The sequence below is a fragment of the Microcoleus sp. K5-D4 genome (genome assembly GCF_036704575.1).
Classification (GTDB): Bacteria; Cyanobacteriota; Cyanobacteriia; order Cyanobacteriales; family Microcoleaceae; genus Microcoleus.
Genome location: NZ_JAUBSD010000176.1, coordinates 1 through 3,447, shown reverse-complemented (window position 1 = coordinate 3,447; position 3,447 = coordinate 1). Strand labels below are relative to the sequence as shown.

General features: G+C 44.4%; 2 protein-coding genes. Both read left to right on the top strand.

Translation table 11 applies throughout. The annotated features are described in order from the left end of the window. The first annotated feature begins 233 nt into the window (after positions 1–233). A complete protein-coding gene (locus QUA77_RS28750; protein ID WP_333454018.1) occupies positions 234–1,535 on the top strand; it encodes an ATP-binding protein in 1,302 nt (433 codons plus the stop codon). A gap of 248 nt (positions 1,536–1,783) precedes the next feature. Next, positions 1,784–3,447: tetratricopeptide repeat protein (locus tag QUA77_RS28745; RefSeq protein ID WP_333454016.1), on the top strand; the 1,664-nt coding region annotated here is incomplete at its 3' end.

Below are 3,447 nucleotides of genomic sequence, written 5' to 3'. Positions count from 1 at the left end.
GCAGCTTTTATCAACAAGGTATGCGGGCCGCAACCCTTATACAGTCTATCTCGTAGACCTCTTTGTCACCCCCCCAGGTAATCTTGTCCCCTTTTTGTTAAGGGTGGCTAGGGGAACTCTCCGGCTTTAAAAACTATTGTGGGGTGGGCCCTCGATCCGGCTCAAAAATCTACAATTAAGATGGTAGAAAGCTTATAATCATGAAGAACATTAAATAATAGCCTCAGAGTGCCATGTCAAAAATATTATTAGAATCCTTTCGGACAGCCTATGCAAATATGGAGTTATCGCCGCTGATAACTCCGAAAGAAGTCGAGAACTTCCGAGTAGAATACGGGACGGAAGTGCTCGAACAATTAGAGCAATTAGTCGAAGATGACCCTTCCGGTAGGGGTAAAATTATTTTTAGCGGACATCGCGGTTGCGGTAAATCTACACTGTTGGCGGAATTTTGCCGCCAGATGAACGATCGCTATTTTACAGTCTTTTTCTCGATTTCCGACTTGATTGAAATGTCGGATGTTAATCATATCAATATTTTGTTTGCGATCGCAGTTCAGTTGATGGATGCAGCAGAAAAACTGGAAATTCCCATCAAACAATCAATTAAAGAATCATTTTATAACTGGTTTGCCACTAAAACTAAAACAAAAATTGACGAATTGGGCGCAAGCGGATCGGTCGGTTTTAACTTGTTTAAGATGATTACAGGGAAGTTAAAAGCTGATGCGACGATTCGTGAAGAAATAAAACAAGAATTTATTCGCAAAGTTTCGGATTTGGTGGCGACAATTAACGAGATTGCTGCCGTAGTTCGAGAAGGCGCCAAAAAAGACGTAATTGTAGTGATTGATGACCTGGATAAGTTGGATTTAGGTGTCGTTCGCCAAGTTTATCAAGAACATATCAAAGCCCTATTTTTGCCGAATTTTAGGATGATTTTAACAACTCCTATTTCGGCGCTGCGAGATGTCTCTTTGGCGGCTACCGTGGAAACGGAAACTAACGATCAAATCGTGTTCATGCCAGTCACAAAGCTGTTTAAACGCGGGGAAAGCCGGAATGCTGATGCTGTTGCAATGGCGGAACCGGCGGCGAGATTGAAAGAGATTTTAGCTAAACGCTTGGGAAGCGAATTGATCGAACCAGAAACACTGGATCGCGTTGTCGCATACAGCGGTGGAGTATTGCGAGAATTGATTAGAATTGCTAACGAATGTTGTCGCATTTGTTTGCGGTTGGTGCGACGCAATCCAGAAGCTGCGATTAAAATTAATGCTGAGGTGTTTGAGGAAGCGATTAATAAATTGCGGATCGATTTTGATACCCGTTTAGGAACAACTGATTATGAGATGTTGATGGCAACTTACAGAGATTTTAAACCTGCCGACCCGAAAGCACAAGGGTTTTTGGACTTGCTGCATGGGTTATATGTTTTGGAATATCGCAATGGTGTTTTGTGGTACGACATTCACCCGATCGTGCTAGAATTGTTAAAGCAGCGAGATGATTTTCCGCTTGAAGAATTTCTTTGATACTCAACAATTAAACTCGGCGGTTGAAACCGCTAGCAACGCGATCGCACAAATTTTCGGCCCAGCAAAGAGGGACTAAGGTAATGTCTGAGTCCAAAGTCGATCCCCCCTAGCCCCCCTTAAGAAGGGGGGGACAAGAGTATTCTCAAAGTCCCCCTTATTAAGGGGGGGACAAGAATGTTCTCAAAGTCCCCCTTATTAAGGGGGATTTAGGGGGATCGAGACTTCGATACAAATGACAATCAATTATGTCGAATCTCAACAGTCAAAACCAAGATAATTATGAAGATTTACTCGTGTCAATTGAAGCGGGTAAAGATATTCTCAACTTGCTAATCGCTGTTTGCGATGATAGCGACTGTCGCGATCGCCTGATTTCGGATTATGAAGCAGAACTCGAACCGGATATCCGCCGCTATCGCGTAGAATTGGCGAGGGGTGAACCGAGTTTGCGATCGGCGATCGCCAATTTAGTCGAACAAGAAGCATATTTGCAGCAGCGGGGAAAAGCCGTGATCACCGTGACGGGTGTGGAGAAACTGCGGTTTTTTAAACAATTTGGCGAAAGTCGATCGGAACAACAAGTGTTTTTTGGTTATTTGCAATGGACGCGGGAAGCATTGCGGGAATTTCCGTTTTCGATTGTCTTGTGGGTGACGCGACAAATTGAAATTCTGATTAGCAATGAATCTCCTGATTTTTGGAGTTGGCGCAAAGGTGTGTTTCGGTTTGATACTAAAAAAACTGCGGCTGTTCCCAAAACTGAATTTGAACCGTTTCGATCCCTAGTTGAAGAGGACGATCGCGAACCGCCGAGTTTGATTCCGCTGGAAGATTTGCAGGATTTAATCGCGCGAACCGAACAGAAAAAAGGACTCCAAGACCCCAGTTTGGCAAGTCTTTATGCGAGTATGGGGAAGATTTATTACAGAAGGATCGAGTCGGGAGAGTGCGAAAATTTTCAGGATGAGTATGAATTGGCGATCGACTATTTTAAAAAGGCGATCGGGCTGCAACAAGAGTTAGAGATGGAAGCGGCATTATCAATCAGTTTAAATTACCTTGCTTTACTTTATCAATCCCAAGGAAGGTACTCGGAAGCGGAACTGCTGTATTTGCAAGCTGGGGAAATACACAGGCGATCACTTCCTGAAGACCATCCCAGTTTAGCTAATCACCTCAACAATTTAGCCCTACTTTATCAATCCCAAGTAAGGTACTCGGAAGCAGAACCGCTGTTTTTGCAAGCTGTGGAAATAGACAGGCGTTCGCTTCCTGAAGACCATCCCAGTTTAGCTACTCACCTCAACAATTTAGCCGGACTTTATCAATCCCAAGGAAGGTACTCGGAAGCGGAACCGCTGTTTTTGCAAGCTGGGGAAATACACAGGCGATTGCTTCCTGAAGACCATCCCCGTTTAGCTAATTACCTCAACAATTTAGCCCAACTTTATAAATCCCAAGGCAGATACTCGGAAGCGGAACCGCTGTTTTTACAAGCTGTGGAAATAGACAGGCGTTCGCTTCCTGAAGACCATCCCAGTTTAGCTACTCACCTCAACAATTTAGCCGGACTTTATCAATCCCAAGGAAGGTACTCGGAAGCGGAACCGCTGTTTTTGCAAGCTGGGGAAATACACAGGCGTTCGCTTCCTGAAGACCATCCCAGTTTAGCTACTCATTTCAACAACTTAGCCCAACTTTATAAATCCCAAGGAAGGTACTCGGAAGCGGAACCGCTGTATTTGCAAGCTGTGGAAATAGACAGGAAATCGCTTCCTGAAGACCATCCCAGTTTAGCTATTAACCTCAACAATTTAGCCGGACTTTATCAATCCCAAGGAAGGTACTCGGAAGCGGAACCGCTGTATTTGCAAGCTGTGGAAATTTTACGCAGCAAGTTGCCCGCAAG

What these genes read in the sequence shown, in the direction of transcription:
- QUA77_RS28750 (WP_333454018.1), top strand. Translation starts at nt 234, where the DNA reads ATGTCAAAAATATTATTAGAATCCTTTCGGACAGCCTATGCAAATATG.